This window comes from Acinetobacter sp. FDAARGOS_559 (assembly GCF_003940475.1).
Lineage (GTDB): Bacteria > Pseudomonadota > Gammaproteobacteria > Pseudomonadales > Moraxellaceae > Acinetobacter > Acinetobacter baumannii.
Window position 1 is genome coordinate 1 of sequence record NZ_RKJG01000004.1, and the last position, 26270, is coordinate 26270.

Here is a 26270-nt window from a genome sequence, read left to right on the forward strand (position 1 = left end):
GCTCAAATTGGCGCGAAAGATATGTGTAATCTAACTTACCATTAGCTGCGTCTATAAATTGTTTTATTGCACTACCATCATATATGTGACCGCCGGACTCAACATAGTCTTGAAATTGATCATATGAGACTTCTTTAGTTTCTGGATAGACTTCATTAAACATCATTTTGCAATACTGTGTTTTGACAGTATCCAAATTATTCATAATTGAAATAAAGACTTCCTCTAAGAGTCGTACCTTTTACAACCTTATATATCCTATCTGCTAATAAACGGTCCTCATCTAATTCATCAAATAAGAATTGCTGAGGATCCTGAGCATAACCTCTTAAGACGTTTCTATAGTTAACCATTTGATTGACAAAATTAGCTATAGGCATTCTTTCATTTTTGTCTAATTCTATAGCCGTATGGACCATTTCTTTAAAATGGTTAACTGAATACATATAGCTTTTTAACTTATCAATGCATTCTTCAGAGTCTTTTCTCTCATCTTTGGAGAAAGAGATTTTAGAAGGAATCATGTTGTAGACTGATTGAGCTAAGAAAAAGATCACATTGTTGTCTTCAATCTGGCTCATGGTTTCATTTTTGAATGACCATAAATTTCGTTTTTGGAATTTATCTATGAGAACATCTAAAGATAGGTCTTTGAACTATTCAATTCTTCGAAAAGTGCATTTTTAGATTTCTGATAAAAATGTTTTCTAGCTCCGAAAACATATTCTCCATAGTCCTCAATTCTTTCATTAAGGGACTTATTTTCCTTTTCAGGTTCTAGTACAGTTTCTTCAATTGAAGAGTCATAGATGTTATCAAGCTTTGGTAATAAATTTTCATTAATCACACCAAATTTATCGAGCTTTATAATTTGGTTTTTCAACAACTGAATACGGTGATTTGTTAAATCATCATCATTTGAAAATTCTTCTTTACTTAGTAAGCATTTGTTATACGTGTCATAAAACACTTTTATATCATTTACAATTTCATTTGATTTGTCCAAGAATTCATCATTTATCAAAAGATTATTTATTTTTTCTAATAATTTTGATCTTGTTAAAAAGGATTCAAAACTATTGATCGATTGACGCCATATATCTGGATGCAACTCTAATATTTCTGGTACTTCACGGATATCATTTAGAACTATATGAACTTCATCTTCTAATGATAATAATGGCAACATAAAGTTTAATTGTACTTCTGTAAAAGCCTCTTCTGGCACGCCTTTTCTTATCAGTATTTCCTTATTAGTAGTTAGTACACCCAATGCTCTTGAATCATATTTATAAGTTTCTAACAAATTTACTGGTAAAGGGCTTTCAAAAGCTAAATTTATGTATCTTTCATCTTGCTTTGTAGATAGATCTAGGTAGTTTTCACTAATTTTATTTTTCCAGTGTATACCTGCTTCATTGTAATAATTTTCATCTAGTTTCCAAACTGAACCTTGTTGAGCTAGTTTTGCAGTCAAATCTATCCATGCTTGCTTATCTACATGAAATTTCGCTCTAGCATCATTCTCCGGCATTTCTTGTAAATGTTTATTTGTGATTGGCAATATTGAAGCTAATTGTTTTGGATTGATTGAATTATCAGCTTTTACAAACTTTGCATTCCCGTCATCTGAATTGACACGGTTAAATCCTATTGCTTGTAGTTTTTCACTTAAATCAACTAAATGAATGAACCGTGATAAAGTATTTAAATCATTGACAGTCAGTACGGCAACTTTATCTCTAAAGCTTGTTGCTTTTCGAAACCCTAGATGCAGTCCGAATTCTGATAAATTCAACCATTTCATATCATCACCACTTTTAGATTAGTTTTCATTTATGAAAACTTACCCAATAAAAAAGTTTTCATTTATGAAAACTTCTAGCAAGAATAGTTCAAACTAAAAGTTTTCATTTATGAAAACTATGTATTATTTAGCTTTAGCAGAACCAGCTATATTAGATTTATTAAGCGAGTTTGCCTTTTTATTTTCTAATGCAACTAAAGAAGCTAAATTTGCTTCAATACGTTCGTTTTGAGCTTTATTTCCCATGATTGCAAGCTCTAATGCACCTTCTTTAAGAATCTCTACAAGTACCCCACGCTCAGGTGCAGCAACTAATGTTCTATTCCAATTCTTATATTCTTCACCATGACCAAGATAACGGTCTACTTGTTCCCGATATTGTTGTCGCAATGGTTTAACAGGTTGACCAAACTCACCACCATTAGGGTTTTCAGTAAATTCAGATTTGATTGCCATTAAACTATTAATAGCTGGTGAAATAACTGCATCATTTTCAACTTTCTGTCTCATGTATTCTTTACCACGAGGCGTTTTGGCTGCATTAGCAGATAAGGGTGCATCCGGCAAACCAACCATATTGTTAATGAAGCTAGTTTTTGCAATAGCATACTTATCATTCGCTGATGAATACTCAAATAAAGTAGAGGCTTGCAAATTTGCACCAGACATTTCACCTACGCTCATACATAAGCCGGCTGATACTTGTTCTGATGTACAAAAATAATCGTGATGAAGCTTAAGTGTTTGTTCTTGAGCAACTACAGGATTTGCATATTTTCCCGTTCCCGCTGAAATTTCCTTAAAAATTAAATCTGGTCTATTTTCTTTATCCCTTACTTGAGTTTCAGTAATTGTTCTACGTTCATTTAGAACCTTACATGGGTTATAGCCTTGTCCAGCAGCTCCAAAATCAATAGCTGTTTCTTTTAAACGCTCTGATTGTTTAACAGCGCCAATAGCATTAGCAGTCGCCTTTGCAATTTCTTGGTCCGCATGAGCAATTGAGGAAGCATTCATTGCTTCTTGTGTTGTCTTCAAAGCAATTGCATTTAAAAGTAATTGGCGTTCTGTAGTTAAAGCTGCACTAACACTTTGATCCAAAGTATTAAGTCCAGTCGTGAATGTCGCATTTAATTGCTGAAAACCGCTTATAAAATCTCTGAGTATCAATGGATTTGAAAAAGGAGGACAGTAAGCAGCAATTACAGAAGTACTAAAAACTGATAATAGTAAAAACGTCGTTTTCTTTTTCATAATTAGCTCCGGCCAGCCATTGTGCGATAAGAATCACGCATTTTCGACTTTGATTCTTCAGCACTAATTAAGAGAAGTGAGGCTAAATTACCTTCAAGACGTAAACCACGTTCATAGTCCTCATTGAGTAACCAAATAGCCGCACCACGCTGTCTGCCAACTCAACTAGCAATCACGAGCTGACTGGTTCATCATTGTTGCCTGAAACTTTTTGGCTTCGTCAGTACCGTAATAACGGCCAATAGTCTCATCAATCATCTGATTAGGTGATCGCAGTTCCCAGCTTCATTCTTGATTGTTTGTAAGTTTGCTGCATCAATAGCAGCCAATGAATAAGCAGGAAGGCTTGTAAAGCTGTTTTACGGTTTAAAGCAAATAAATATTGTTGACCTCTAGGTGTCATACCATTAACAGCATTTAAAGCGACATCTGGTGAACCTAAGATATTTCCTCTTAATGTACGTCTCGCTTCAGCCTCTAATGAATTAGGCTTAGCAGGTTGGAAAAGTAAAGCCGCATTAGTATCTCCACCAGCCAGCTTACTTACCGTACATAATCCTAGACTTGCCTCAGCTTGGGTACAAAAATAACTCACGGTGCTTTTGAACCGTTTCTTTTGAACTTGGTTTAAATCATGTACTACACGACCATACCAGTACTAGTTTCATTCACCATTTTGGCAGCAGTTTGTCTCGAAACTTCTTTACCTTTACTCAGTGTTGCGTTACTAACTAGTACTTTACATGTATTGTAACCTTGTCCAGTAGATCCATAGTTCAATACGTATCAATCACTTTATCTTGCATTTCAATTGCTTGATAAGCAGTTGCTAGAGCTTGTCCAGCTCGTTTACGTGCATCAATTACTTGTGTTGTTCCAGCACTTGATTGAGCAATAGAAACACTAAGTGCACTCTGCAATTGACGAGTATTTTCTTGAATTGCATTCAACAAATTTGCTTGAGTAGAAGCGAATTCTGAAACCATCTTACTATTAAGTGTTTGAACGTTTTGATGGAAGTAGGTGCAACACTTCCATACAATACATCTGCCGCAGCCCATGCCTTAAAACTAAGACCCAGAAGGGGAGGGCAGCAACTACACATAAATATTTATATTTCATTTAGTTAGCTCCAGATGAATTAGCATTCAATGAATAAGAAAGTCGATCACTAACTTGATTACTCAATACAAACGCTGCAAGACTATTACCTGAAGTCTTGTTTAAAAAATCGATTTGTTTAGTCATACACTGAGTGTTTGAACAGATATCTTGAGCAGAAAAACGCGAATCAGTAATATTCGCTATATAATCTGTAGCCGCATTAAAGTGTCATCTTGTAGCTTAGATTTGAGAAAACTAATGCATAATTTGAGTCAGCCGCTTGTAAACCATTTGGTAGAAGTGTGCATGTACCCATTGCTGCTTCGGCAATAGAACAGTAATTTTCATGACGAAGTATTTTGTCCTTTTCAGACTCAACTGAATTAGACATCATAACTTTCATATAATTACTAACCATATTGGCCGCATTAATAGATGACTGAAGAATCTTTATTTTTCCGCTTGCTGTTCAGCAAAAACAGTACAAGTAGTGGTTTGCGTACTACCGAGTCTCCCAGCATCGTCAACAATAAGCGTAATACACGATCAGACATATTTATCGCACCAATTGCAGTAGCTAGTGCTTTAGAAGAGATCATTGCGGATTCTGCCTGTTGCTGGGCGCTCAGACCTTCTTGCTTAGTCAAAACACCTATGGCAGATGTTAAATCTCTCGTATTTTGGTTGTACGTTGTATGAGCAATCTGAGCATAACTAGAACCAATTAAACTCATTGTTATCGCAGTACTCAAGGCAACTTTAACAAGCTTACTCATTGCCACCTCAACTACCGCCAAAAAGCGCATCAAAAATTGAAGAACGAGAAGCTTCTTGTGGTTGAGCCTTCTGTTGTGTTTGATTAGAAGTGTTAGCGCTCAAATTTGGTATAGATTGCGTAGATGTATTATTAGACCATGTAGTACCCGAAGTTCCAGTAGGATTCGTTGAACCAGTACTACCGTATTCGTTCCGATTGTGCCAATTTGATTAATAGCACCATTAACTTGATCTTGAACTTTAGCAACATCAGTATTAAAAGTAGTCTGATTAGAATCAAAAATGTTAACAGTTTCGCCTTGAGGTGCTTGTGTTTGATATATATTTGCTAAATCTGGATCTAACTTACCCAAACCACCAGTTATAGCCCCTTGTACAGCTCCATTCAAATCAATGGTTCCATTTTTATTAATAATATCAATAGCATTATTGAGTGGCTCCAACGCTTTTTTGGTTGCTTCATTAACCATAGTACATACTTTACGTTGTGCATATTGACGTAAAGCAGCAATAGCAGCAGCTCGCATACCACCCCAATCGGGAATTGCTACACTCAAGTCAATAATCTTCGTGATATCTGAAAAACAGCTACCAGAAGAAGAACCCTTAGATCCGTTGAACAATGCATCGATGTCAACTGGTGCCGTATTTAAAATCTGACGATTCTTAATTACTTCTTGTTGAGTCCAAGCAATTGAACCTTGTTGTGAAGCATCACCACAACCCACGCTAGAAGCTTCAATTGCAGATTGGGCAGCAGTAGCATTACTACTAGCAGCAAATGGAGAAGCTGATAAGGTCGGAATAGTAGAAGTTGTTGTATTCGTATAACTATTCGTAATGTTTGTTGAGGTATTAGAAGTTTGGTTCAATGAGGATTGAATAGTTGATAAACCATCACCGACACTTGCAGTGGTCGACAATGCAATTGCTGAGGACACACCAAGAACAATACCCGTTGTAAAACCTAATTTTGGTTTAAACGAATGTTTCTTTTCTACAGAGTTTAATTTCTGCGGATTTTTATTTAAAGCTGATGTACGTTTATGCATAACCCACACCACCTGATCAAGATGAAACTGAAATGTTGGAAAGACTTTATTTTGACTGGCATACAGCATTGTTTCTTTTAGCTCTCTGATATTTGCTTCGTTATATACAGAAACAGTTTGCCAAGCCCGTATAAAATAAAAAATTCTTGAGTGAAATACTGAACTTTTACGATCTAGTAAAAACTGAAAGAATCTGTGATATTCAATTAACAACAAGTGGTAACTCATCAATATTTGCTGTAATCACATTACGTAAAAAATAAATGAAATAACTGAAAGGATTTGCGGAAAAAAATCAAAAATTATTGAGTAACCGTTTGAATTAATTCTTTCATTTCTAAAATTATGAATAAGCTCTGACAATGTTTTAAAACACTATCTGAGATAGAAGTGATAGAACTGATCTGATCGTTTGGAGAAAACTCAAGTAAGTATACAAACGTCACAACGGATTGCGGTAAGTCTTTAAGACTTTCCGTTATAAGATCTTTAGACACATATGTATCATTTAAGGCATATGTGCATATAAAACGTAAGAAAGTATCCAAATCTTGTTTGGCACTTCTTTCAACTAAACTTTCCATTTTATTATCCCAAATCCCCGCAGGGGTATTTGCATTATCAGTAGGCTTAATTTTAGAGGGTTTTTCGACTATATTCAATTAAAGTCGAAAATTGCCCTCAAGCTATAATTTATAGATTCAAGCGGCATCTGTTCACCCCTGAGTGAGCAACCTTCTACATATTCCCTATACTCTCCATTAATAATTTTTACTTTTAATATAAGGCTATATTGATTCTCCTTCTCATAAAGCTTTGTTTCTCCATAATTTATATAGACAATATAAACTTCATCTTTCTCAATTTCGGAAATGTCTGCTTCACAGTAATAATCACTTTTAACCTTATCAAGAAAAAAAGGAGAAAAGGAATTTTTTTTAAATTTAACATATATCTGTTTTTCAAAAATTGGTTTTAGCCAGTTCATTTCTGCTGCCCCAGCAAAACAACCATCTTCATATATGTTAGGGTGGGGGAAAGTGCTCATGTTCATAAAACCTCTATATCAATACATTGTTAAGGTGACGGTGAGCTAGAGGACTGTTCTGTAGGGCCATCTACAGATAAACCCACTTTAGATTTAACAAAGTCCACAACAACTTGTAGAGCCTTCTTGAGACTTTCTGCATACTTCTTCATTTCATCCGCAAGACTAATACGTACCCCGTCATCATTAATATAATTAGGTAGGGTAGAGGATAATTCAGCTTGGTTTTCAACAACCTCACTTAGCTTATTTTCAAATTTTGTCTTATCATCAGGTGAAAGCTCTGATTTTTGAATAACTTCAAACATTGAATCTGAGCGCGACAAAAAGTCTTGATGTGAATTATTCAATTTACTCAATAAAGCTTTGCCTTTCTCAGTACTACCAACATTAACAATAAGATCTTGAAACTCTTTGCGATATGGTGAATTAGGATCTGTATTCATTTCATTAATCAATGTTTTCAAATCCTTATTTTCTTTTTGTCCACGTTCAATTAGGGTTCCACGAAAATCCTCAAATTTGTCAAATTTCCAGAACTCATTTATTGAGTCTGAATAATTTTTATGTGAATTTACCAAATCATTATATTTTGAGCTTGCTAAATGACTTGAAAGCATATGTTGAACATTTTGTGTGTTCATATGAGCACCAGAATTTTCTGAAGCTGGAGCTTGTATATTTTGTGATGTTTGTAGAAGTTGTTCAGCTTGTAATAACGATAATGCATTATCCGGAGTCGCCTTTTTAAGATTCGCAAAACTAGGAAAAGCGAATAATTTTTAACAGTAGAAGGCTGTGCCGAATTTTCGTTAAAATCTGGCATTGATGGAGGAATCAAAGGAGTGGAAGTAACTGGATTTATTTGGCTTGGACTTTGAAAAGTTGAAGCATTGGTATTACCCAATAACTGCGACAAAGCTGCTCTTAATTGCTCATGCTTTTCTATATCATTAGGATCTAATTGTTCAAGTTGAACTCTTTACCATTGATTATGAGTTGTTCTGGCACCCCACATCGTTAACATCAATTTTTTCTTTTTCTTCCTTTACTTCAGATTTTGGATCATTTCTTCGTTATTGATAGGTAATGAAGAACTAAAATTTTGATCCTCTGCATAAGAGTACTGCTCTATATCTTCCATAAATCCTTCGGGCTCTTTTAAACTATCAAGGGAAGGTTAGAAATAGGGGCGTTATTATCAAAAGTTTCCATAGTCTTTTCTACAGCATGCTGGAATGGTAAATCAAAATTGCCTTCTTCTAAATCCATGTCTCTTTCAATTCTAGTTTCAAGTGCCTTAAATTCATTGAACACGTTTTCTGCGCTCAATTCATAAAGAGTATCGTATACATAAGCATATTTTGGATCATCATTATTTCCTTCTAAAAATAATTTAATCTCATTTGCTTCTGCTTCTATTTCTTCATCACTATTTAGGGCAGATAATTACTCTTGGTTGCATATAAACAGCATAGCCTTGATGTTCATATTGCTCAGATATAGTTAATTCGTTTAACAAATGTCTAAGTCTGCTTGTGTTCTTCGTAAAACTCTTTATTCAAATCGTTTTATCTTCATCAGAACCCAAGCTTCGAGATAGTTCATAATTTGCAAAAAATTGGTCACCTTCACGCTTAATTATAGATTGAGCTAAAGCTGGATACGAAAAATACTGATAGTTTTCAAGATCATTACTATTTTCGGAATCATTGTTTTTTCTATTTTAATTGATAATTTCTCCAATCTTTTTCCTGAACACCAAATAGTCCATCTTTCTGTGCATGACTATTAAGGTCTGCAAGATCTTCTACTAACGCTTCTGTTCCATCTTCATATAATCGATATAATTCAATTTTTCATATAGCTCTTTGGCTCTTGCTTCGCTAACTGGTAGCATCACTTGGCTTTGATAACCGTAAGCTTCCAAATCACTCGATTTTAAAGTGGTGTCTGGTGTGTTATGGGACCTACTTTAGATAGTAGATCATCAAAGACGATTTCATCTTTCCAGTCCATTTCGTTTAAAGCTTGTGGAGCTGCTTTCATTTCTTCTTTATTGTCCATGATATTTTCCTCTCTAATACATGAGATTCTGAGTAAGTTTATTCGACGTATTCGGTTTAAGTTGATCTAAGACGTCTGGATCAAGATTATTAATTTCACAGTAGAAAATTCAGTGGAAAGGTTGGTTAGCAGTTTAGTTACTTTTCAATAGGACCTGAACTGTCTGGCTAGAACGAGCTCCTTGTGATAGATCTCCCTTAAGGACTAAATTCAAACTATCTGATCTATTTCCTGAGCCAGCTTGTACAAATATAGAATCCATCTCAGCAACTTGTTTTAAATGTTTTCTGCTACCAGTAATAACAAAGTTATATGTTTCATCATTTAGAGGTTTTAGATTGAGTTCAATAGTTGGGTTCCCATTTGAATTTGAACGAACAATATAGAAATCCGGAAGAGTAGGTTTTTCATTCATCTCTATAGCATCATTTACACGTTCAAAATAAGTAATCGCCTCTTGTATTGTTGAAAGACCTTTAACTTTGTCTAAAACTTCTTCCAACTCACAGTCGTCATATAGCATGACTGCTCGTTGTCTATTTCCACTAGCATCGGTGTAATTAATCATTTGAGAAGATAATTTAGCTACTGAGGCAGCATTAAGGGCATTGATAATATTGCCAGTTAAAAGGGTTGCAGTTCGCTCAATAGCGGTTGGTTCGTACTTATCGAAAGAAAGCAAAAGGGGACTATTAGTTTTTAAGTACTCTATTTCATTTAAAGTTTTCATAAATGAAAACTCTTCTTCCTTTTTATTTCCATCAATAAATAAATGAGTACCAACATTCCGTAATAGAGTAGGAGTTAAAGCAGCATCTTCTATTAAATATTTGAGCTTACTACTGTGTACAAAATCTGAACTTGGATAAACGTAACGAATTTCATAATTACTCGCTAAAAGACTAGAAGCGCCTAATTTCGGGAACATAACTCGTATCAAAGCATTTTCATTTGTTTCACGATGGTAATGCTGATCCCAAAGTGATTCCTTCATGCTTATTGCGAAATTTATATTAAAGCTCTGATGTTCTTCTAAGATCTGAAGCTTTTCTACAAATTCCACCACAGTTAAAGCTTTATTTAACCCTTGATAAATATGAAGAAAATTATTATTTTCAGCAGATATTTTCAAGAATTCTTTGATTTCATCAAGATTGGGTTTATTCAGAATAAAGTTTTCAATCTCGGTAAATTCATATTTATCAATTTTAGATTTGAAAAAAGATTGCGAAGCTGAGTATTTAATTGACTCTCTTAATTCTCTTTCGAGAATCTGTTTTTGAGCATCATTGTAGAACTTAATTAAACTAGATAAAGATAGCTCCTGATCCTTTCCTTCCATAGTAGAAGCAAAATTATCATCAAAATTACATAAATGCTTGAACAATTGCTGGCGTGTAAGCTGTCTCGACTTATCAATTAAAGAGATAACATCATCGCCATGAAAAGGTTTTGTTTCAGATTTATAGCTAACTTTTTGGAAATAAGCCGGTTCGAAAAATGCACTATCAGAAACATGCGACATAATGCCCAAGCCACTTTGTAACTCTTGTTTAGAGATAGTTTGAGCTTTCCAATCACATACTTGAACTACGAATGGATTAATTCCCATTTCATTAAGTTTCTGAATCTTTTCGTTATAAGCAAAAGTTAAATCATCGATAATCTTCTCTTGCTGGTAAATGGAAACAAAATTAAGACGGTTAAAGATTTTCTTAACCATACCTTCAGCGCCATTTTTATCATTTTCTTTAGGTAAATTTATGACAAGCATTTGAGCTACAGAGCGATTCTGGACTAGATATTCCAGAGCAACATCATCACCATAACTATTAAGTAAATCGACGTCAGTTACCTGCTTATTAACATTTTCACGGTTACTTGTGACATTCGCTGATAATTCGGCAAGTTTAGCATTATGCATCATTAGAAATTTGCGTTGAATTGGAAGCCCAGTATCAAATTGGGAAATAATCGGCGCACTAACTTGGCCTTTTCTATCAACACGTCCAATCATTTGTAGGAATTCATCAATTGCTTGAGGTGACTGGCCTGTAAGGAACTCACGTTGCCTCAAATGATCTGATTGGCTAGGACTACCATCATTAACGGGAATAGCATGTAATGAAAGGCCAGTACTACCAGCTCTCGTAATAATCATTGCATCAAGAATGCCAGACTGAAATTCATTACAAGCTTTCGTCTTTGCTGTCGGATTATTTTCTTGACGTACTTCAACTTTAAAAACCGAACCTTGATTAGAATCAATTTTTTTGAGCTGATACTCTCTACCAGAAATCTCCCCGACTTTATACCCACGAGACTCCAGCTCAGCTTTTATCAGATCTAAAGGACATAAAGGAATGTCTGGTAATTTCCGAATATTATCCAAGATGTCTTGTTTGAAATCAGAATAGATTTCGTCATCAATGGTTTCACTTCGTACTTGGCCATATCGGTCACGAACTTGAATAATATCTAACTTATGAACCATATTCTCAAGTAAGTCAGCTATCGTCGGTGGTTTTGCAAGAATAGTATCTTCTTGTTTGAACTGAGCTAGATCCTGTTCTAATTTTTTTAGTTTTACAATAATTGGCTCTTGATCAAATTCAATTTGATTCATTTTCCCTGAGTTTAGGTCACTCAGTGCTCGATCATAATCTGAAGAATCCTTGAGTTCATTAATCTGGTCCAGCAATTCAAATGCTTTTGAATCTTTTAGAAGCAACATTTTAAGCAACGATTCACCGGTATTTTCCAAACCAATAACCGGCTTCCGATTTTCTTTGAGAGACTCAAGTGCTTGATCAATAATCAAAGGGGTAGTAACTGAGAGAAGGATTTGGCGGCTTATATTGTGCATTCTTGAAGCAAAGTTCATCGAATTCACTTGCATACGATTCTCTTGCCAACTTCCCTCCTTCATGTGCTCAAGATTATGTTTAATCTCACTATTCATTTTGGCAACTTTCTCTTCTACATCACCAGAAAGGTATGCCATTTTTGAAAGTACCTGAGCTAATTGATCGGATAACTCACGTGAAGCAGTTTGATACTGAGTCGATGCGTGATATGTCCGGAATTCAAGTTTAGAAAAATCATGTTCACGTCTTAAGAAAACACCGTCTTTGACCAAAGCCATAGAAATAGCTTCTAGTAATTCATTAGATGGTTTATTTTCGATTAAGCTTTTCAATTGCCCTTTAAAAGATGCAGGGAAAATATCAGAATAGAAAAGTAGATTGTTTGCTTTCTTTCTATCTGTTGCTGAAGAATGATAAGTAGGACCTGTACGCTCTTTAACGACTGAAAGGAACCGGCTAATATTCGATTCGCCACTTGCAGCCACATGCGATTCATCTAAAAATAATAGGGTATTCTTATCAATACTTGATAGAAAAAGATTTTCTTTCTTACCGCTTCTACCAGAAAATTGACTGTATGTACTAAAGATAATATCAAACTGATTACCAATTCTATCTAGATTATAGATATCACTGGTTTTCATAGGAGAATAAACAACCTTGTCTTTATGCGTAATGAATCCATCACTATTAAAGATAAAAGTAAGCGTCCGCTGAATCCCATACCTATTTTTTAATTCGATTTAGGTTTCCAGCAGTGCGGCAGTAACTCTTCAATCTGGGTCACTTTATGTGTCGGTAACCTTTTCAGCACATCACTTAAATAGGCATACGGATCCAGCCCATTCAGCTTTGCTGACTGGATTAAAGTCATGATGTTTGCCGCTCGCTGACCACTGCGCAGCGAACCTGCAAACAGCCAGTTCTTGCGCCCCAACGCCCAGGGACGCATCTGATTCTCTACCCAATTGTTGCATATCGGTAGATTGCCATCATCCAGATAGCGGCTTAAGGCTGGCCAACGCTTCAGAGTGTAATTGATGGCCTTGGCGGTGGGAGAACTCGATGGCACTGTCAGATGATGTTGGTTGAGCCATTCATATAGTTGTTGCATCACTGGTTGACTATGCTGTTGTCGGTATTCGCGGCGGTCTTCCGCTGTACCATCGGTCTTTTTCCTGAGTTCTGCTTCTATCGCATACAGTTTCTGAATCAGCACCAATGCCTGTTCAGCGACCTGACTTTTCCCGGTCACATGCAGTTCATGGAATTTACGACGTGCATGGGCCATGCAGCCGACCTCTATGACCTGGCCTGATTTAAAGCGTGCTTTATAACCACTGTAATCATCACAGACTAGATTGCCCTGCCAGCCTTTCAAGAACTCTGCAGCATGCTGGCCTGAACGACTATCCTGAAAGTCATAGATCACCGCCTGAACTGGATTGTACTGTGTGGTGGCATAGGCCCAGACATAACCTTTCTTCGGTTTTTTCTCATTCTCACCCATCCGCATGATGGTGACCGGTGTTTCATCTGCATGCAGCACCCGCTGTTGCAGCACCACCTCTTTAAGGCATTGGCCAGAGGTTCCAGTTCTACACCGCAGCGACCTATCCAGTCAGATAAAGTTGATCTAGAAAGTTCGATTCCCGCCCGCTGATAGATCAGACGTTGACGGTACAGCGGCAAATGATCGGCATACTTCGATACCAGCACATGGCTGAGCAATTCAGGTGAAGCAATGCCTTTATCAATCACATAGGCGGGCATCGCTTGCTGAGTCAGAGTGTCACACTGATCACAGACCCATTTACCACGCACATGCTGTTCCTTATAGAACTGTGCCGGTCTGAAATGCAGTTTCTCACTGACATCTTCGCCGATACGACGGAGTTGGCATCCACAAGTGCATTGGGTTGATGCAGGTTCATGCTCAATACGGATGGTGTGTAGATGATCTGGCAGTGGTCGACGTTTAGGTTTATTGGTTTTGGCTTTCTGTGTCGCTGCATCGGTTTTATCTGCATTTAATCGTTCTAATTCCAGATCAACAGCAGCAATATCTTCTTCAACCGCTTCATCCCATAGGTGGATTTGTTTTGCCGTTAAGTGTTCATTCTTTGGGCGAATTTGTGCTTTTTAAACAGCGCCAGTTCATGCTCGTATTTTTGATTGAGAATAGAAAGATGTTGAACTTTGGCATCCAATTGTTGGTTTGATTGTGCTAGAGACTGATGCTGCATCGCCAACTGTCTGGTGAATTCCAGCAGTTGTTCATGGGTCAGTTGGCTTAAGTCAGGCAGCGTATTCATGACCGCAGTATGCCTGAGGTCATGAAGAGAATGAAATAGAACGTTTGGAGGATGGCAGAATGGTCGAGCTTGGTTTAGAGCATATTCACCACTTGCTGCAATCCAATTCTCTGCCAGGGCAAACCTTGGATTAATGCCTGTAACTGTTCCGGGCTGAGGGCCACGGTTTCACCTTGGTGAACTTGAGCCCAGTGAAATTTACCCTGTTCCAAACGCCGGGCACACAGCCAGATGCCCAGTCCATCATGTACCAACACTTTCATACGATGACCACGTTTATTACAGAACAGGTAGGCGCAATGCGGTTTGATGTAGCCAAAGGCTCTCACCACCTGAGCCATGACAGTATCCATTCCTGCTCGCATATCCATGGGCTGGGTAGAGAGCCAAATTTCATTGATACGGATCATGTTGCCAGTGCCTTGAGTAATTCTGCCAAGGCAGGTATTTCTGATGTCTGCCATTTTAGCTGAATATCATTATTCGTATGAGGCACGGTGATACACAACGTGATCCTCTCATCAATAGGTTGGCTGATTGCAGCAGTGTAAGGCAAAGCAATAAATGCTGGATTCACATGAGTAGGATCCTGCACGGCACCCTCATGATGGCTGAAGATCCTGATCCAACGACTGACAAGGTTGGCATTAATACTATGTTGCAGTGCGACCGAAGCGATCGAGGTATTAGGATTTTTACAGGCATTGACAATACTGAGTTTGAATTCTTTGCTGTATGTTCTGCGTTTTTTAGCAACAGGAGGTGTTGCTGAATATATATCCATGTTCATGGATTAAGTCCCCACTTGTTTTTAGGTGGGAACTAAATTAAGGCTTATAGGACCGCTTGGTAAGGCTGTGTTAGCCGGATGCTTACAGATAAAAGGATTAGAAATAAATTTATCTGTTCCTGTATCTACGATATCCCGCCATAAATCATTAAATAATTGTGCTTTCCTTGTGAAAAATACTGGTCTAAACCCATTGATTAAAGAATAACGCAACATGCCAGCTAAAGAGCGACCTTTACCAATACCTGTTTGATCACCAAGAATATAAGAGCGGTCATTTTCAATGCTTAATATTGCGGAAGTAACAGCATCAACCTGTTCAGCACTGAAAGCTTTAGAAAGAGATGAAAGATCTGAATACTGTAGCTTGTAAAGTAGAAAGCCGTCGAAAGGATTGTTATTGGCTAAATCGATAGATTTTTGCAATTCATGATTTACTTCAGCTAAAAGCAAGATCTTCTTAATCTGATTATCTTGCGCTTGTTTAATAAGTATTGCTTGATCTGCTGGCAACATTGTTTCTGGCAAGCTTAGTTGTGAAACTGGCACATATGCAACTTGCAATGATTTAGATTCAAAAATAATTTCCTGAGCTTGAGATTCATCCTCTACTATTTCTAGATCAAGAATCTCATTGTTCTGGTGTTCATCTCCAGTAGAAAGAGGTTTAACAGCCGTATCTTCTTCCTCATTACCAAAGAAGTCGTCATCATCAGGTTTATTCAAGTCCCCAACATTACCGGACTCATCCGGAACTATTTGATCATTTAAATATGAATCCAATGCACTTGTTAAGAAATCAGCATCGTCTACCACATCTAAATTCTGGTCAAAATTAGCTTCGGATATAACTGATTCACTTTGATTAATAGAAGGGGAGGGCCCATCGTAACTTAACTCAGGTTGTAATCTTTTCTGTAGGACATTTTCCGACCATCTCCATAAATCTTGAACATTATTTATGATGGGCAACTCATGAGGAACTTCATAAGTACGGTTATTTTCCAGAAGATCACCAATGACAAGAACACGAACATTGACGCGAGTCCCTTGTTTCTTATATAAACTCCCGTCGAGCTCTACGGCCGCTTCAACATTGTAATTATCATAGAGATAATTTAATAAATTTTTACTTCCACCCTTGACTACGCCAGCTTCATAAAAGCTGTCTGAACCAATAATAAAAACACTTCTTCCTTTGTCTTTTCTCAAAGAAAGTGTCTCTAATAAAATTTTATGATCTAACCTTTGAGTAGAAAAATTTAAACGTTCTAATGATCCCGCTTGATTCAAAGTAAGTGAAGTTTTATCGATTTTGCCAAAAGGTGGATTTGCGATAGTAAAATCAAATAATTCATTATTGTTTAATTGCTTCAATTTAATCTTTGAATAATCTCCCTCAATTACTCTTAGATTTGATTGTTCAATGTTTGCGTCGAGAAAGAGCTGGGTATTTTTCACCCGATTCGAATCAATTTCAACACCAACGATTTTAAGTTGCGGTTTTTTTATGAAATGAGCAACTAAGGATCCATTACCAATAGTAGGTTCAAGTAGAGTTTTTCCAGTATCTAGAGTTTCAGGATTGAATAATAATTTCTGACATATTGCTGAAATTGTTATAGGAGTTGAAAATTGTTGCAGTTGCAGCTCAGAAATACCAATGATCGGTTTAACTGGTTGTTTGTTATGGATTTCAATAATTTTTTCAAAAGAATTGAAATTATGTACGTTAAATTGATTACTTAAACTATTAAAACAACATTCAAGCTGTTCATAGAAAAATTGCTTAATTGTCGGCTTTATTTCATTCAAATAAGATCTATCATGGTTGTCGTTTAATATTTTTTTAAAAACAACTCAACATCTGAATCATGAATGTTTGTTGTTCCTTCAACTATGCTACTAGCAAAGCTTTTTGCACAATGTGCCATATTAGCTCGCTTAAACTTTGGCTGATTGCCAACTTTAAGTATTTTCCAATAATCTTCTTGAGGTAATCGTGCTTCAAATTGCGCGGGATCAATTGAGATTGTTCCATTCTTAGCAATTTCAGTTAAAGGCTGATCCAAATAAAATCGTGAATATTGTGTAGCATAAACATATTGTTTATTCAGGTTTTGACCAATTAATGTCGCATGTCTAATGGCATAGTCAACTCTTTGTTGGGCAAGAGAACGAACAGAGTTATTGAACTCAGCATTAAGCTGAGCCAATGTAATGGATTGAAAGGGAATATTGTTGTTATCAACACCAATAAAATTAGAAAAGTCCTTAATTGAAATGCTTGACCAGTAAACATCAAGAACACTTGATTTATTCACTTTTTCAACATGAACATTAAAGGATCTTAATTTATCGATATCTAGTTGATTATTGAGATCAACTATTTCAATACCGATTTGGTTGTTTTCTTTACGTCGTGATGGTCTAGTTAAATATCCAAAAGATTCTAAATTAACCCAAATAAAACCTTTTTTATCTAAAACGCTCATATCATCTAATCCTTTTAAATATTATTAAAATTTATTGAGTTATTAGATTGATTTTGCATTTCTTCCCGAATTCTATTGATACTTGCTCTTTCTTTATCCACAACTGGAGCAGCACTATTAGGTAATGGATGCTTTTGGAATTCTTCTTTTAGATAAATGGTTCGCTTTAAATTTTCCTCATTAATATTTAAATCTTGAATTTTCTTTGATACTGCCATTGGATCAGTAGTAGAACTAAATGTGACAAAAGGAGCTAAAGTGTCTGAATGTCTATCAATGCCAACTAAAGAATGTATATAACCTTTTTGATAAACTGGTTGTTCATTGTGCATATCAGTAACAGTATAGATTTTTAATGGACTGCTATTTCTATTTGCTTTAGCTTGATATGTCTTAAGTGTATCTCTACCAAAAAAGATATTTTGAGTTGAATAAGCATCAAGATAAATTTCACCCTTTTTCAACTTTCCAGAAATAAGACGTAGGTTATCTTGTAATTGTGGATTAGAAGTTTCTAGTTTTTGAGAAAATTCAACACCAAGAAATCTATTTACCAATATTCGATTTAAATCATGATTAAACATCATACTATCGTCAGGTGTGAAATCCTGCGTGGTTAAAGGCTTACTCATTAAATTATTGAGAGTAGTATTAATATCCGCTGGTATCCGGATAGATCGGTCAGGACCTACAGATACTTGTTGTAAAAAAGTTTGCAAAGAACCTTGATAGATTGGTTCATTAGTATCTTTATAACGCAGTATATAATTTAAAGATCCGGATCTTTCAGCGCTGAACTCATCTTGATGTACAAGAGATTTTAAAAATGCATCTTTTATATTTTCCTTTGAGGATCCAATATCTATTTTAAAATTCTCTTCTAAAATTTCGACACGTCCGAAAGGTCTTTGATTATTTACAAATTGGATATGAACGGGAGCTGTAATTAGTTGTGAACTAGGATTGCTTGTTACTGATTCTGCCCAATGGCTACGATATGACCGGTAATTATCTTCACTCTTTATTTCAAAAGATTGATCAAAACTAAGTACAACTACATTGCTGTTCAGTCGCGCTTTTAAAGATTGACGAGGATTGGCAGAGTTTTGATACTGATTTGTTACTTGAGAGGCAACTTGTTGTCTGTTCTTTGCTCTACCAGAGTCAACTAAGTCATCAATTCTTTCATCAATTGTTGTTAGTCTAACTTTCACTTTTTCATTGGTTAGGACGTTTGTTCCATAAGCATAATCATGGCCATCGTTGTTTTGTGCGATACCATCAAGATAAACGAAAAGCCTTTGAGGAGTAGCTGGAGCAGAATTAGGTTTATTTTGAATAATATTTCTATTCAAATTTTTTAGATTATCCAAGTCATTGTTTTTAATCATGTTAATACCTACTATATTGCTCTGTTGTATGAGCTGGTGTCAAAAAGAATAGTGGATAGCGAAATATGATTTTAAAACAAAAAAAGGAAAATGGAAATGATTTTAAAAAAAAGATATAGCCGTATTTTAAAGAATAAAACATTCAAAAAACCTAAGAAAGTCCTTCCTATATATATAAATTTATATAAATATAAATTTAAATTTATTCTATATAGGGGGTAATTGTATTTCATTGATTTTATTAATTTTTATCTTGCAATGTGAGGTTTCATTTCCAATGTGTGAGGTTTCATTTCAAATAATGTGAGATTTCATTTATTTAATTTATTTTCAATAACTTAAGTCTTAAAATGTTAAATTATTAAATTTTGTGTGAGGTTTCATTTCAACAAATGTGAGGTTTCATTTCCGATGTGTGAGGTTTCATTTCAATTAAGGCACCTACAATAAAGTATTGAAATTTAATTATTAAAATATATATGTGAGGTTTCATTTCCGATATGTGAGGTTTCATTTCAAAGCCTGTGGATAAGTCTTATATATATGTGAGGTTTCATTTCCAATATGCTCAATATCTGGAAAACATCTTTGGTTCGGCTTTTTTATTTCAATTAAGTTAAAAAAAACTATGTTTTTGTAAAACTATTCAAAGAGTTAACTTTGCATTTTTTGTAAACATAATAGTATTCGCTATGTGCCTATGCTAAAATTTGGTATGGATATATTTATATTCAAATTAATATGGCAAATTATTTTCAATTTAAAAGGAGTGAGGATATGACTAATTTAGCATCTATGCCCTATGCTCACTCATTATATTTGAATGAGCCGGCAGAGTGGAAAAAACAGTCATCTGTTCAATTATCATTATTGGATGATGTACAAGAGCCTTCTGTAGTTGAACGTTCTTTACCTGCTTTACCATTAAAAAGATTTTCTAAATTGTTTTCATTTTTAGATTTCGATTTTGATACTAAGTCATATGAATATATGGTCGGATCAGATCGATTTACTATTGAAACTAAAATTGATAAAGCCGATCAAGCTTTTGTGTGTTTAATTAATGAAGTTTTAATGGCTTATAAGCAAAAAAATATTTTGCTTACTTCATTTGATAGCAAACTGACTCATACTATCAATGCAAGTGAAATTTCCAAAGTTGTTGGTATTTCATTAGATGAGTTTGAAAAAAGAATGAAAAGCTTAGCAAGCTGTTCTTTGAGTGCTCATCAACACCGCTTACTTCGTCATACAAAGACCGGCCGCGAATCTTTTAGATTTGTACATATGTTTTCTACCAAACTCGTTAGTGAATACGTTTCTTTTGATAAAGATGGGCAGATTTTCTACAGCTTTAATTATGCACCTTTCTTTGAAACGATGTTTAAAGAAAACCTACATAAGAAAAATCAATCACAACTTTATTTAGATCAAGTTGTGTAAATAAGAAGATCCCAAACATGGGATCTTTTTTTTATGTGAGTTTTTTTTACTTTTCTCACACATTGAGTGTTCTAAATGTGAGGTATTTCTATTTAACTCACACATTCTTTATGATATAACTTTGTCATTACTAACAAACGTCATTATTAGATCAAATGAACGTACAATCACAAGAATTGACTAGTTCTGACGCAGAGAGCTTGTCTCCTGCTGATCTGGGCTATAGTCAAGCTAATAGTCTTAGTCAAGGGCACCCAAATTTAGCCTCTTTTAAGTATGAGACAGAGTTTAAATTGCCAGTTTCATTAATTCATGTGACTCATGAATGTTCATTAGTTGAACATAAGATTTGGTTATGTCTCTTGAATCATGCTTGTGAAATTCTTGAAAATTTTCAAGATAATGGTTCTCATCCTATTGTTAATTTTAAAATACCGTTTGATCTATTAAGATTCAAAACAAATAGTCAACACAGACTTAAGGAGATTAATAAATCACTAAGTAATTTAAGAGATGCTGAAATACAAATCGATATCTTCAATGCACAAGGATTAAAGTCATCTTCCTCACAATTCAGCTTTATTCAAGATTTTGCGATTTATAATAAAAATATGATGCTTAATCGAGAAGAGGTGGAAGCTGATAACAAACCAGACTACCAAAGTCTTGAAATTGTATATTCATTACCTCCTTTTTTTAGTTCAATTATTACTGATTCTATATCGATTGAAAAAGTAAAACGTTTATTTAGTTGGACACAAATACAGTCTTTAAGTACATCAACAGGAAGAAATGGAAAAATTGAATTATTAATTTATAAATTACTGGAAGGAACTGATGAGCCAATTACTTTGGCATACGAAACATTCAAACAGTATCTAGGCTATGGTGATGTAGAAGAAAATCGTTATTTCTTGCGTGATACTCTTAAACCAGCTTTAAAAAATTTTAATGCAAACGAATTGCTTGAATATGAAGTTGAAACAGACTTTATAAGAGGTAAGCGTCAAAAAATAGAGTCGATAAAACTATTCAAAAAATATAAGTTTGTTGATAATGAACAAGCTGCTCATGCATGGCAATCACTCTTAGATAGTCCACCTGAGAATACAACAAATTTACGAATCCGTATTAAGCAGTTAGTGCCGGAAAATTATGATATCGATAGTTTAACAGATGATTCTATATATACGATTCTATCGCGTCTTAAACAATGGATAAATGGATTGAAGAAAAAGGGCCAGACAATTAACTTTGTCGGGGCATGCCGTTCAGCATTTAAAGATAAGAGCTGGATTGATTCTAAAAATGGTAAAGGGCAATCATCATTAATTTTAGGCGAAGAAGTCGATGATGTTGTTGTGAAGGCTAGTAGAACAAACTACGAAAGTGCCGTTGGTAAAGGCGATATACCCAAAACTTCACAAGAGTCTGATTACAATAATCCAGTGAATAAAATTGCTAAATCTGTTGCGACTTTGATTTCTACTTTAGCTATCAAAGGATCTAAAACAACGTTCTTTGAAAATATCTCTAAAGAGAATTTTGACGAATTGACCAATAATAATTTGAAGTACTTTAATTATTTTTCCGAAAATATTGATTCATTCAAAAATGATTATGTTATTGACATGGTCAAGCGAATATTCTTTGTTGGAAATGAAAATGCATTAAATTCTTTACTGAATCAAAGTAATCAGAGTAAAGTACTCTATCCTTATTTATTTAGTGTAAATTTTGCGATGCAAAACTATACTCAGATTATTAGTGATCCTATTCGATCTGGAGCCTATAGTACAAACTTAGCAAATAACGAACTTGCGGTTAATATTGTAGTTGGGGATTTAATTAAATATTTTAAATCTCAATTATCAATTTAACATTCCATTAAAATATTTACTTTAAAACATATTGAGTATTAATGATGAAAGAATTTAATTTAGATGGTTATTCATCAATAGAACTAGAGGATTTGATCAAGGCTGCAAGTCTTGAAAAAGGAAAAAGGGAAATTGAAGAGAAAGTGGCAGCCTTTGGCCAATTAGAGGAAATTGCCAAAAGTGTTGGACTGACTTTAGACCAGCTCATTGAATTTGGGAAAACCCATAATAAAAAGAAAAAAACAAAGACTGTTGAGCCACGTTATAGAAGTAAGGCTGATCCGGAGAACACTTGGACAGGACGAGGACAGATGCCAAGATGGTTGAAAAGTGAAATGGAAGAAAGCAAGTTAAAGCTGAGTGAATTCCTGATTAAATAATGATGTATAAAAAAAGCCTAGTTCATATACTAGGCTTTTTTCTATCTAAAATAATGGATTCATATAAAAGATGATATTCATTTAATATGATTTTTCATTAGTTGCTCAATATCCCAAGAAGTTCGCCCAACATCGATTATGTAAATTGTTTCGCCATTATGAACACTTTGAATTAAATGCTCTAAATTGTTAAAAGAGCTCAAAGACTTACATGAGCTCACCTCATTTATGCCATTTTTTCCATCTAAACTAACTTGATTTAAGCTAACTTTGCGCTTCATTTTGATTACCTATTTTTATTTACTTGAACGTACACATGACAGTTCGAATTAACAACAGATTACGACTATAGTCGGTTTTGTCCTACCACACTAATTAGGCAAAGCAACAAGTTTTAATGCTGTAGCAAAATCTTTTAACAATGCATCTTTTTCCCATAATTGCACTACGGATAAAATAGTCGTTTCAAAACCATCGGGTGTATCCAGAATGAGAGATTTGGCACGTTGACTCTGTGCGGAATTCAAAGTGTAATTAGCGACTCTTTGCAAAAAAATCATAGTAGAGTCATATTGAGTTTTAAAAGAGGCAACAGGGTTTAAGGATCTAATTTTAGCGTTAGTGCTTCTAATAGTCGGTTCTTTGATCATATTCCAGTACTCATCCATAGCTCTTATATTGTCACCAGCTTTACGACCTTTAAAATACTTACCCCGTGGTAATCGGCTGCCAAGCGGTAGATTACGAATATAATCTTCGTATGCACCAATCTTAGGATGCAATTTCATATATCGTGCTAAATGCTCAATTTTCTGACTAGCTAAAATTGGTTCGGAATTAAACTTGCGAAATTCTCTAGCAAGTTGAATATAATGATTAGCGTTCATTCTTTGTAGCCTTCCAATTTTGAGTGCTTTTGCTTACATTTTGCGGCATTTACCGCGAGGTGGACGACTACCTTCTGGTAGTTCAAAAAGATATTCAAGAAAAGGAATTCGGCGTTTAAATTCTTCAGCCGTTGGTGCATCTGATTTCCATTTCCGCATAAAACGAGCTTCAGCTTCTATTGTAGCTGCCATAGTGGCAGCCATATAACCTATATCTTTTGGCGGTAAATCCGGATAAACTTTTGCAAGATAATTTTCAACTTGGCCATTTTGAAAATCATTTTTTGATTCAGATGAATTGCTCATTATGGTTTCCTTAAGTTCAATACTTAATTATCTTCCTAAATAATTTCATTCTTAGAAATAATAAGTTTAATGAGTTCAATATCAATTTTTATACCATTAATATAATCTAACTTGTCCTCAGAAAGCGAATTGTTAGTATCAATCATTTCTCTATAACCAGATTTTTGCATTTGATTTAATTCGTTTACCATCTTATCTTTAATTAACTCTAGCTCACCTTTTGTTAATATCTCGTTATGTTTCAATATTACGAAGATATTATTTTTTAATTTTTGCGTTTGTGCTTCATTAACAAGTTTGTAAATAAACTCTTGTTTGATTTGAGTTCTACCAAAAGTTCCATTCAAGAATCCTATTAAGCCAACAATAACTACAATAACAATTGCATATCCGGTATTTTTTATCTCAAAAAATTTATTACTAAAACCTGCTTTAACAATAAATGCATCTACTATGGTTAGTATTATGCAAATCAGAAAAGCAAGTAAACCAAGTGCTAATACAAAATTTAAGTATTTATCAATTTTCTTTGATAAATCAGATTGTTTAAACGGTTCAATATAAACATCATCTTGCATTTTCTTTATTTCCTATATTTAAACCATTACTATCACTTTTAGTATCCTTAGAAACTAAACTAGTTTTTAGACGTACTTCCTCATAAATATGAAGTATCTCCTCTGCCTCTGTTCTGGTAATTCCATCTTTCATGAGATCGGAAATTTGGCTTTTGAACTCTGCTTCATACGGTTGACCTTTTGAAGCATCTATTAGTTTGTTAATTTCTGCTAATGATTCGGTGCTTGCTGGACCAGTTACGTAAGAAATCCCAAAATAAATGCAAACTAACACCAGTAATCCCAATATGTTAAACATCTATATAAATCCTTGACCAGTAAGCTGAGCGATAGTGTCGTTCCAGTAAAAAGTTAATAGTCCAAAAACTACGGCACCAATAAGTGCGAAAATTCTGAACTTGTCATCTTTATCATTTCTTGTATATAGATATGAAAGGCAATAAATCCATATTAAGAAAAATAAGACCTGAAAAGTCCAATAGACATAGATCATTCCGGCACCTCACAATTTACTGGAGCATAGCGCTGTGTTATTAAGCAAGTTTCATAAGCATCACGCTTATGCTTTTTAAACTCCGGCGAAGATTCATGCTTACGCATAGTTTCTTGAGCCCATTTTTGATCCGCTTGCGCTTGAGGTGAAGATAAATAATTTTTTGAATGGTTATTTAATGATTGTGCATCTTGCTCGTAGGCACGGCGATTCTGATCTGAAGCTGCAACCACATCTTTGATGTCTTCAGTTTTAAAACGGCGCTGGTTTTGTTGAGCTCCAGCAATCGTTTCATTAACCATTGCCTTGATATAGGCCGGATCTGGTTGTTCAGCGAAAAGATTGCAGCTTAAAAATAAAACTGGAACGCCAAGACAAATATATTTTTTCAGGGAAGTCATTTTGCATTATCCTCACTTTGGGAATCTAGATACGCCATTGATTTGGCGTGTTTAATTTCATTTTCATACTTAATTTCGGCCACTACATTAATTTGCTTGCTGATTGTTTTTTGATCTCTACTGGCTTCAACAATTTCTTTTTTGTCATTTTTGCAGTCTTTTAAAAATGACTTGAGTTGTCTGCTAGTCACTGGCTCAGCATCTTCAATCCAGAACCGGCCGAACTTCTTTTCAGTTTTTGGTTGAATCTGATTTTCAATATCATGCATAACACCTTCACATTCATGCACGGCGGCACGAATTTCGGCTTCTGAAGCTGGAGAAGAACAACCGGAGATGAGAACCGGCAAAAAAAATATCAAACCAATTTTACGCATGATAATTACCTATTATAAAATAGCCTAAGCAGGTCTATTGCTTTATAGTTAGCCGACTTCGCTCTACCTTTGAGTAACCTATTTAAGTGACTCTTCCATTGCCGGACTTTCCGTTTATGGACCTTTTCCATTTCTAGTATTAGTCCGTCTATGGTTTTAATACCGTTTATGGATTATTCCGGCTGCGGAATAAGGGGGCTGATCTGCATTAAATGTAGAATAAACTATTTTTTAAAAATTTGATATATGCAAAAAATAAAAATTTAGTATGGTGTTTTTGTGGTAGATAATTCCGTATCCGGAATAGATAAAACCGTAAGCGGAATTATAAATACCGTAACCGGACTAAAAAGACCGTCAACGGGAGATGCGATTTTTGTAAAGTGGAGAAGAGGGACGCCGTGAGTCCTTATATGGGGTTCGATAAAATCTGCTTAGGCTATTTTGGCATACAAGTTATATATTCTTAAGCTGGTTTATTAGCTTAAGTCTTATTTTATAATATCATGTCAACGGTATAATTCTGCATACATTTCTTATAGTTATCGGTAAAGATCA

The 26270-nt window shown here is 34.9% G+C and carries 33 protein-coding genes and 1 pseudogene; 3 read left to right on the forward strand and 31 right to left on the reverse strand.

The window, feature by feature from the left end; all coding sequences use genetic code 11:
- The 24 genes and pseudogenes from EGS71_RS22600 to EGS71_RS00650 all read right to left on the reverse strand — a co-directional run.
- Nucleotides 1-205 (reverse strand): hypothetical protein (locus EGS71_RS22600; protein ID WP_228201057.1); only part of this gene is annotated, 205 nt, incomplete at its 3' end.
- Nucleotides 198-581: a hypothetical protein gene (locus EGS71_RS22605; protein ID WP_228201058.1), complete on the reverse strand. Its 384-nt coding sequence runs from the start codon at nt 579-581 to the stop codon at nt 198-200. The genes EGS71_RS22605 and EGS71_RS22600, both read right to left, overlap by 8 nt.
- A 56-nt stretch (nt 582-637) precedes the next feature.
- Complete coding sequence (locus tag EGS71_RS22610) at nt 638-1807, reverse strand: hypothetical protein (protein ID WP_228201059.1); 1170 nt, start codon at nt 1805-1807, stop codon at nt 638-640.
- 123 nt (nt 1808-1930) lie between these two features.
- Nucleotides 1931-3061, reverse strand: coding sequence for a hypothetical protein (locus tag EGS71_RS00590; RefSeq protein ID WP_125275245.1), 1131 nt, complete (start codon nt 3059-3061; stop codon nt 1931-1933).
- 262 nt (nt 3062-3323) lie between these two features.
- Nucleotides 3324-3656: a hypothetical protein gene (locus EGS71_RS22615; RefSeq protein ID WP_228201060.1), complete on the reverse strand. Its 333-nt coding sequence runs from the start codon at nt 3654-3656 to the stop codon at nt 3324-3326.
- Between the two features lie 44 nt (nt 3657-3700).
- Nucleotides 3701-3841 (reverse strand): hypothetical protein, encoded by a 141-nt coding sequence (locus EGS71_RS22620; protein WP_228201061.1) that lies wholly within the window; start codon nt 3839-3841, stop codon nt 3701-3703.
- A complete protein-coding gene (locus EGS71_RS22625; protein ID WP_228201062.1) occupies nt 3838-4047 on the reverse strand; it encodes a hypothetical protein in 210 nt (69 codons plus the stop codon). Before EGS71_RS22625 ends, EGS71_RS22620 begins: the two co-directional genes overlap by 4 nt.
- A 338-nt stretch (nt 4048-4385) precedes the next feature.
- Nucleotides 4386-4583 (reverse strand): hypothetical protein, encoded by a 198-nt coding sequence (locus EGS71_RS22630; protein ID WP_228201063.1) that lies wholly within the window; start codon nt 4581-4583, stop codon nt 4386-4388.
- Between the two features lie 10 nt (nt 4584-4593).
- On the reverse strand, nt 4594-4941 hold the full coding sequence (locus tag EGS71_RS22635; protein WP_228201064.1) for a hypothetical protein: 348 nt from the start codon (nt 4939-4941) through the stop codon (nt 4594-4596).
- A gap of 99 nt (nt 4942-5040) precedes the next feature.
- Complete coding sequence (locus EGS71_RS00605) at nt 5041-6222, reverse strand: hypothetical protein (RefSeq protein WP_228201065.1); 1182 nt, start codon at nt 6220-6222, stop codon at nt 5041-5043.
- A gap of 74 nt (nt 6223-6296) precedes the next feature.
- On the reverse strand, nt 6297-6656 hold the full coding sequence (locus EGS71_RS22640; protein WP_228201066.1) for a hypothetical protein: 360 nt from the start codon (nt 6654-6656) through the stop codon (nt 6297-6299).
- Entirely contained in the window at nt 6653-7048 is a 396-nt protein-coding gene (locus EGS71_RS00615; RefSeq protein WP_001057367.1) for a hypothetical protein, read from the reverse strand. Before EGS71_RS00615 ends, EGS71_RS22640 begins: the two co-directional genes overlap by 4 nt.
- 23 nt (nt 7049-7071) lie before the next feature.
- Nucleotides 7072-7686, reverse strand: a complete 615-nt coding sequence (locus tag EGS71_RS22645; RefSeq protein ID WP_228201067.1) for a hypothetical protein — start codon at nt 7684-7686, stop codon at nt 7072-7074.
- Nucleotides 7687-8203: 517 nt separating this feature from the next.
- Nucleotides 8204-8359, reverse strand: a complete 156-nt coding sequence (locus tag EGS71_RS22650) for a hypothetical protein (RefSeq protein WP_228201068.1) — start codon at nt 8357-8359, stop codon at nt 8204-8206.
- 624 nt (nt 8360-8983) lie between these two features.
- A complete protein-coding gene (locus tag EGS71_RS22860) occupies nt 8984-9109 on the reverse strand; it encodes a hypothetical protein (protein ID WP_265936745.1) in 126 nt (41 codons plus the stop codon).
- A gap of 133 nt (nt 9110-9242) precedes the next feature.
- On the reverse strand, nt 9243-12620 hold the full coding sequence (locus EGS71_RS00625) for a strawberry notch C-terminal domain-containing protein (protein ID WP_228201069.1): 3378 nt from the start codon (nt 12618-12620) through the stop codon (nt 9243-9245).
- An 89-nt stretch (nt 12621-12709) separates the two neighbouring features.
- Complete coding sequence (locus EGS71_RS22920) at nt 12710-12850, reverse strand: transposase domain-containing protein (protein WP_002011530.1); 141 nt, start codon at nt 12848-12850, stop codon at nt 12710-12712.
- Nucleotides 12836-14109 (reverse strand): annotated as a pseudogene (gene tnpC, locus EGS71_RS00630) (IS66 family transposase); the annotation flags it as partial. The gene EGS71_RS22920 and the pseudogene tnpC, both read right to left, overlap by 15 nt.
- The gene (locus EGS71_RS22925) at nt 14085-14291 is read right to left on the reverse strand and encodes a hypothetical protein (RefSeq protein WP_416240520.1); all 207 of its coding nucleotides are present in this window, start codon (nt 14289-14291) and stop codon (nt 14085-14087) included. The pseudogene tnpC and the gene EGS71_RS22925, both read right to left, overlap by 25 nt.
- Before the next feature lie 74 nt (nt 14292-14365).
- On the reverse strand, nt 14366-14701 hold the full coding sequence (gene tnpB, locus EGS71_RS00635) for an IS66 family insertion sequence element accessory protein TnpB (RefSeq protein ID WP_000619347.1): 336 nt from the start codon (nt 14699-14701) through the stop codon (nt 14366-14368).
- A complete protein-coding gene (locus tag EGS71_RS00640; protein WP_001055589.1) occupies nt 14698-15081 on the reverse strand; it encodes a transposase in 384 nt (127 codons plus the stop codon). Before EGS71_RS00640 ends, tnpB begins: the two co-directional genes overlap by 4 nt.
- A 21-nt stretch (nt 15082-15102) precedes the next feature.
- On the reverse strand, nt 15103-16896 hold the full coding sequence (locus tag EGS71_RS00645; RefSeq protein ID WP_025464989.1) for an N-6 DNA methylase: 1794 nt from the start codon (nt 16894-16896) through the stop codon (nt 15103-15105).
- 23 nt (nt 16897-16919) lie between these two features.
- Nucleotides 16920-17576, reverse strand: a complete 657-nt coding sequence (locus EGS71_RS22655; RefSeq protein ID WP_228201070.1) for a hypothetical protein — start codon at nt 17574-17576, stop codon at nt 16920-16922.
- Between the two features lie 14 nt (nt 17577-17590).
- On the reverse strand, nt 17591-18967 hold the full coding sequence (locus EGS71_RS00650) for a hypothetical protein (protein ID WP_000594604.1): 1377 nt from the start codon (nt 18965-18967) through the stop codon (nt 17591-17593).
- Nucleotides 18968-19744: 777 nt separating this feature from the next.
- Between EGS71_RS00650 and EGS71_RS00655 the strand changes: the two genes are divergently transcribed.
- From EGS71_RS00655 to EGS71_RS00665, 3 genes are all read left to right on the forward strand, one after another.
- Nucleotides 19745-20410, forward strand: coding sequence for a hypothetical protein (locus tag EGS71_RS00655; RefSeq protein WP_000182799.1), 666 nt, complete (start codon nt 19745-19747; stop codon nt 20408-20410).
- A 155-nt stretch (nt 20411-20565) separates the two neighbouring features.
- Nucleotides 20566-22290 carry a hypothetical protein gene (locus EGS71_RS00660; RefSeq protein ID WP_001102765.1) on the forward strand — a complete coding sequence of 575 codons (1725 nt, stop codon included), beginning with the start codon at nt 20566-20568 and terminating at the stop codon, nt 22288-22290.
- Between the two features lie 41 nt (nt 22291-22331).
- Nucleotides 22332-22670 carry an H-NS family nucleoid-associated regulatory protein gene (locus tag EGS71_RS00665; protein ID WP_000974111.1) on the forward strand — a complete coding sequence of 113 codons (339 nt, stop codon included), beginning with the start codon at nt 22332-22334 and terminating at the stop codon, nt 22668-22670.
- A 77-nt stretch (nt 22671-22747) separates the two neighbouring features.
- Here EGS71_RS00665 and EGS71_RS00670 read toward each other — a convergent pair whose 3' ends face one another.
- The 7 genes from EGS71_RS00670 to EGS71_RS00705 all read right to left on the reverse strand — a co-directional run bounded on the left by EGS71_RS00670 (nt 22748) and on the right by EGS71_RS00705 (nt 25712).
- Nucleotides 22748-22951, reverse strand: a complete 204-nt coding sequence (locus EGS71_RS00670; protein ID WP_000824500.1) for a hypothetical protein — start codon at nt 22949-22951, stop codon at nt 22748-22750.
- Between the two features lie 90 nt (nt 22952-23041).
- On the reverse strand, nt 23042-23557 hold the full coding sequence (locus EGS71_RS00675) for a hypothetical protein (RefSeq protein WP_000993274.1): 516 nt from the start codon (nt 23555-23557) through the stop codon (nt 23042-23044).
- A 33-nt stretch (nt 23558-23590) separates the two neighbouring features.
- Nucleotides 23591-23863 (reverse strand): hypothetical protein, encoded by a 273-nt coding sequence (locus EGS71_RS00680; protein ID WP_000071965.1) that lies wholly within the window; start codon nt 23861-23863, stop codon nt 23591-23593.
- A 35-nt stretch (nt 23864-23898) separates the two neighbouring features.
- Nucleotides 23899-24441 (reverse strand): hypothetical protein, encoded by a 543-nt coding sequence (locus EGS71_RS00685; RefSeq protein WP_002011618.1) that lies wholly within the window; start codon nt 24439-24441, stop codon nt 23899-23901.
- Nucleotides 24431-24739 (reverse strand): hypothetical protein, encoded by a 309-nt coding sequence (locus EGS71_RS00690; RefSeq protein WP_000481946.1) that lies wholly within the window; start codon nt 24737-24739, stop codon nt 24431-24433. Before EGS71_RS00690 ends, EGS71_RS00685 begins: the two co-directional genes overlap by 11 nt.
- 191 nt (nt 24740-24930) lie before the next feature.
- A complete protein-coding gene (locus EGS71_RS00700; protein WP_000202450.1) occupies nt 24931-25335 on the reverse strand; it encodes a hypothetical protein in 405 nt (134 codons plus the stop codon).
- Entirely contained in the window at nt 25332-25712 is a 381-nt protein-coding gene (locus EGS71_RS00705) for a hypothetical protein (protein ID WP_001226062.1), read from the reverse strand. The genes EGS71_RS00700 and EGS71_RS00705 overlap by 4 nt, the downstream gene beginning before the upstream one ends.
- Nucleotides 25713-26270: the final 558 nt, after the last annotated feature.